The sequence below is a fragment of the Roseburia sp. 1XD42-69 genome (genome assembly GCF_003612565.1).
In the GTDB taxonomy this organism is placed as follows: domain Bacteria; phylum Bacillota; class Clostridia; order Lachnospirales; family Lachnospiraceae; genus Roseburia_B.
The window spans coordinates 1-5560 of the sequence record NZ_RAZG01000127.1; the positions used below are offsets into that span (position 1 = coordinate 1).

Below are 5560 nucleotides of genomic sequence, written 5' to 3' on the forward strand. Positions count from 1 at the left end.
ATAAATTATATTGGTTAAATCCATTATAACAGATATTGAAAATATCAACAACTTAATTTATGCTATACTAGTACAGCGAAAATGAATAAGGGGCTTTATGCCTTAATACCAAAACTGTATACAGAATGTGTTCTCTGTATACTACTGTGCAAGGCATAAATGATTCCCTTTTTCCCACATAGGGCAGTTTCGTGGTTTGCGGTTACATTTATAATTTAGAGGAGAACTTCAATTTAAAAGATACCCAGTCATCTAAATGTGCAAAGGCAATGGTACGACCCTTGTCGTCGCCGTAGCCTTCCAGCAAGACGCACTTGCCCCCGTCCATCACCGCCAATCCAAGTGAAACAGAATCGGTAAGGAGCAGGCCAATACCGCCACAGAATTAACATGTGCCGAGGTAATCAGTTACAGCAAAAAGAACCTTGAAAGGAAAGAAGATACTTAAAAAATGCGATAGAAATATGTACGTGATTATGGTATTCTATTGGTGATATATACCGGGAATTTTTAGAAACGAATAATTCATTTTTGGAGGAAACTGAATGAATAATCAATTTATACAGGGAGTACTGTTTGATTGGAATAAAATAAATAATGATAGTTACTTAAAGCAAATAGAAGCATTGAAAGGTATTGAAAGACTTGATTTTAATAATTCAATAACTTTTTTTGTTGGAGAAAATGGAAGTGGTAAATCAACATTACTGGAGGCGATTGCCGTGGCTCATGGATTTAATCCAGAAGGGGGAACAAAGAATTATGCTTTTTCCACAAATGATACCCACTCAGAATTATGTGATGCAATAAAGATTACAAAGGGATATAGGAAAGAAAAATGGGGGTATTTTCTTAGAGCTGAAAGCTTTTATAATGTTGCAACCCAAGAGGAAAAATATGCAGATATTCAACACCCTTCGGCTAAATATCATGAAAAATCACATGGAGAGAGCTTTTTGGCATTAGCGCAAAATAATCTGCGAGCAAACGGTTTATATCTTTTTGATGAACCGGAAGCAGCATTATCACCCCAAAGACAGCTTACATTGTTAATGGAAATATATAAGTGTGCAAAAAAAGGGGCGCAGTTTTTTATAGTTACACATTCACCCATTTTGCTAGGAATCCCAAATGCAGATATATACTGTTTTGATAATGGGAGTATACATTTATGCGAATATGAGGAAACAGAGAGCTATCAGGTTACAGAAATGTTTATAAATAACAGACATACCTTGTTAAATAGGCTTTTGGCAGATTAGTTTTCAATCATCCACAACTTGAAATTTATTTTCAAAACAACATCGTAAAGGCACATGGAACAGTAAATTGTAAACCATGTGTTTTTTTGCGCCCAAAATTCCGTAATTGACACCCAACCCGCCAATAGAAATAAATAAAAAGCCGATAATAATGATAAGGTTTTTTATTGCACATTCCATAAAAGAAAGGAAGTTGAAAACAGATGAAAATAGCGGTTTGTGATGATGACAAGGCAGCAAGGGAACATATTGTTTCACTGATAAAAGAACAGATACAGAACGCAGAAATTATGACATTTGCAACAGGGGAAGAAATGCTGAAAGTAAAGAATACTTTTGACATTTCTTTCCTTGATGTGGAAATGAGGGAAGTGTCGGGAATGGACGTTGCAAATCATATCCGGCAGAAGGAACATGGAAGCACAAGGAGTATTATTATTTTTGTGACAGGCTATGAAAAGTATATGAACTGCGCATTTGATGTGTCTGCGTTCCATTATCTCTTAAAACCCATTAACGAAGAAAAGTTCCATACTGTATTTGGACGTGCATTAGAAGAGCTGTCCGCAGCAAAAAGGCAGACAAAACGGTATATTTTAGTAAGGAACTCCGGTGCCTGGCAGAAAATTTATACCAAGGATATTTACTATATTGAGAGTTCAAATAAAAAAGTGATTATCCATGCAAAGACGGGAATACTGGATTGTTATGGAAAAATGGACGAATTAGAACAGATGACAGGCAGCGGTTTTTACCGCTGCCATAGGTGCTATCTTGTGAATATGGAGAAGATTGTTTCTTACAACGCCGATACAATTAAGGTTGCGAATGGAGATAAACTGATACTTGCACAAAAGAAATACAACGATTTTATCAAGCAGTATATGAAATATGCAAAGAGCGGAGGGATTGTAAATGTATGAAGCAGGGCTGTCTATTTCCCTATACCTTGTGAACAGCATAGCGGGCAGTATTTATATGCAGAAATTTCTTAGGGGAATGCATGAGAAAAAAGTTGTCCTGTTTGCATGGACAAGCCTGTATTATATGATTCAAAGTCTGATACTGGATAGAATTGACCGCTCCTATCCCCTCAATGACCTTGTAGGAGTGCTTGGGGATACAGCATTTGTTTTACTTTTACTAATGCTATTGTATAACAAAGATTTCTTAAAACAGCTATTTGTGGCTGTGAGTTTTGTTGCAGGAAAAGAGATCATCAAATATATCATAGTAGTTATGAATTATGGAGAATATTGGGCAATTAGTAAGTTCTCGATAACTTTATTAAAGAAGATAACTACTATGAAAGAAGTTGAAATGTGGAGTGCTGTTTTTGGTGTGACGAAAGGGCTTGTCTATATTTTATTATATGCTTTGCTTCTGATGGTTTATCTTTCCATAATCAGCAGGAAATTTGTTAGAAAAGATTATCAATTTAAGATACATGAATATGCTTTTTTAATTCTCCCAAATACGTCAACCTTGTGCATTTCCATTACTCTAAAAATATTGATTTTTACTGTAGAAAATGGAATGACAGTCATAATGTTTGACAAAGTACCTGCAACTATGTTTTGGGTGCCGCTGATCTGCTTTTTATTATTAGGTGTCAATATATCTTCTGTTATGCTCTTTCAAAAGTTGGTACAGTTAGGAGAAGAAGAACGGAAACGTGCAATACTTGAAAACCAAATGGTGCAAATGCAGCGGGAAATTGAAGAAATACAAGATATATATGCCGATATGAGAGGGCTTAGGCATGATTTGAAAAGCCATTTAGAAAGCATAGCGGCAGTTATCAGAAGAATATCCGGCAAGGACAAGGAAGAACTTGACAACTATATTGATAAAATGGAAACAACAGTCAGCAGGTTAGATTTTGCATACAGGACAGGAAATCCGATTACAGACGTTATCATACACCAAAAGAAACAGGAAGCGGAAAAACAAAATATATCTTTTGAAGCAGATTTTACTTATCCCCATAGGCAGCAGATAGATGTTTATGATATAGGGATTGTGCTGAACAACGCACTGGAAAACGCAATCGAAGCAAGCAGAAAAGTTAAGGGAAAGAAAAGTATCAGCCTGCGCTCTTACATGAAAGGAAATCTGTTTTTTATCGAAGTGGAAAATGACTTTTTAAGTGAAATTATTTTTGATCGTGAAACGGGGCTGCCGGTCAGCGGCAAAGCGGAGAAACAGCTTCATGGTTTAGGCATGGAAAATATACAAAGGTGCGCAAAAAAGTATATGGGAGGTATAGATATAACAATTCAAGGTACAGGGGATAGAAAGAAGTTTAATCTTACCATTATGATGTATGAAAAGAATTTCATACCCTAAATTCCGTAGTTCGCGCTATGTCTATAATAGTCAATATAAAAAGGGACGATAAGTAAAGTAGAAACTGTTATTTTATCCAAAAAACAGAAACGGAGTTTATTAAATTTAAGGAGGACGAAATTATGGCTATTACAGGAATTGGAAACAACTACAACAATATGTATGAGGGTACATATGCCGCACAAAAAAATGAAACTTCAAAGAAAGCAGATACGAAAGAAGCTGCGTCTGCGCAGGCAGGAGATACGAAGAAAGCCGGAACGGACAGTGTATCAGACTACTATTCTTATTTACAGAAAAATTATGACTGTGTAAAGAATGGCAGCGTGGCAATCTCCGGCTCTTATCTAAAGGAATGTGCAAAGAACCCGGGGAAGGCAAAAGAACTGGAAGAAAATCTGTCTTTCTTCAAAGAGGGATATGAAAGCGGGCTGAAAAGCGCACAAGCCAATGCAAGGGCTATCGGGGCAAGGTTAGTGAATTATTCAGAGAGCTGGAGTATAGATAGTACAGGAAATGTAACGATGATGGCGTCCACAACAGTAACTTCGGACAATGGCACAAAGGGGTGGAAAGAGCTGGCGGAGGAACGGGAAGAAAAAGCAAAAGAGAAAAAAGAAAAAACGGAACAGGAAGAAAAAGTTAGGGAGAGAAAAGAAGAAAAACAGGAGCAGTTGGATAAATTGCAGGAAAATATGCGGAAAGAAATAGAAGAAACGGGCAAAGAGCAGTTTGGCGATAAATTCAAGGGTGTGGTAGTCAGTGCAAAGAATGAAGAAACTGCGGCTGTTTCCAAAGAAACGGGAGTTATAGGTGCGAATATGAACTTAAAGGTATAACAGAAAAAGAGTGTTAAAGGGACAAAGGCGGTTCTGAATGACAGAAGAACCGCCGTAAAAAATTGATAGCAATGGAGAATTATAAAAACGGGAAAAGAAAGGAAGCTAAGTAATGGATATAAATAATTTGCAAAGAACACCGTCATATTCGTATCGGGTAGATGTTGACAAGATAAAGCAACGCTTACAGCAGGCAGATAAAAACAGTGTGGCAAATCAGCGGCAAAGTGACAGTGTGGACATTTCGGAGAAAGGGCGCAGGGCTTTGAGAGAAAAAATGTCCGCAACAGGAAAAACAGGGCAGAATGAGGATATAACAAAACTGTCGCCCATGAATTTTGGCAGCTCCGGCATAATGAATGATTTTGAAAAGATTATGTCAGAGTTGGGAGGGGGAGCGGTTTCTAATGATTTCGTATCAAAAGATTATTCGCAAGAAAGCGTAGATGTGCTGAAAGCGAAGTTTGAAAAAGAGGAGGGAACAAAAACAGATACATTTGACAGCTATGTAAATAAAATGGCTTCTGCGTATCAGTTAATGAAAGACCGTATAGAAGAAAAATATGCGGCTACTGATAAGCAGAAAGAATATTATGTTGCAGCGGACGGAAGCACGCAAGAATTGACAAAGGAAAAGGAACTGGAAATGTTAGATCATGCCTATGAAACACATAGTAAGCTCATGGCAACATCTACGCAAATTTGGAGTGAGCTGCAAGATTTCAAAGTGCAGATAAATTATCATTCCAGTAATTCAGAAACAGAAAAATCTGAAACAAAAAATCAAAATGCAGGAATAAAAGAGCAAGCCTATAAAGCGTTTATGTCCGCAATCAGCAAGGAAAACGGCGAAATGTTAAGGCAGAAAACAGGTAGCTTAAATCATTTTCGTTTGAATTTGGGAGTTTCATTTTCTGCAAGAAATGTTCTGAATGGTATTTGGGATTATTATGCGAATATAAAGAAATAATAGCGGTGGGTTAAAAAATCCGTGTTGTCCCAAAAAACGGACCTAAAACTGCGCCGCCAGGCATACAATGGTAGTGTAAATAAGTTTGTGTTTTTGGAAATAAATGGCTCCTTTTTGGTAAGAATTAGGATATGCAAATT

At 37.0% G+C, this 5560-nt stretch carries 5 protein-coding genes; all 5 read left to right on the forward strand.

Features of this window, described 5'->3' with window-relative positions; all coding sequences use genetic code 11:
* Positions 1 to 545 precede the first annotated feature (545 nt).
* Entirely contained in the window at positions 546 to 1262 is a 717-nt protein-coding gene (locus tag D7Y06_RS23780) for an AAA family ATPase (RefSeq protein WP_120409987.1), read from the forward strand.
* 203 nt (positions 1263 to 1465) lie between these two features.
* Positions 1466 to 2185 (forward strand): LytR/AlgR family response regulator transcription factor, encoded by a 720-nt coding sequence (locus D7Y06_RS23785; RefSeq protein ID WP_120409988.1) that lies wholly within the window; start codon positions 1466 to 1468, stop codon positions 2183 to 2185.
* On the forward strand, positions 2178 to 3611 hold the full coding sequence (locus tag D7Y06_RS23790) for a sensor histidine kinase (RefSeq protein ID WP_120409989.1): 1434 nt from the start codon (positions 2178 to 2180) through the stop codon (positions 3609 to 3611). Before D7Y06_RS23785 ends, D7Y06_RS23790 begins: the two co-directional genes overlap by 8 nt.
* A gap of 122 nt (positions 3612 to 3733) precedes the next feature.
* Positions 3734 to 4450 (forward strand): DUF6033 family protein, encoded by a 717-nt coding sequence (locus tag D7Y06_RS23795; protein WP_199714843.1) that lies wholly within the window; start codon positions 3734 to 3736, stop codon positions 4448 to 4450.
* A 112-nt stretch (positions 4451 to 4562) separates the two neighbouring features.
* Entirely contained in the window at positions 4563 to 5420 is an 858-nt protein-coding gene (locus D7Y06_RS23800) for a hypothetical protein (protein WP_120409990.1), read from the forward strand.
* Positions 5421 to 5560: the final 140 nt, after the last annotated feature.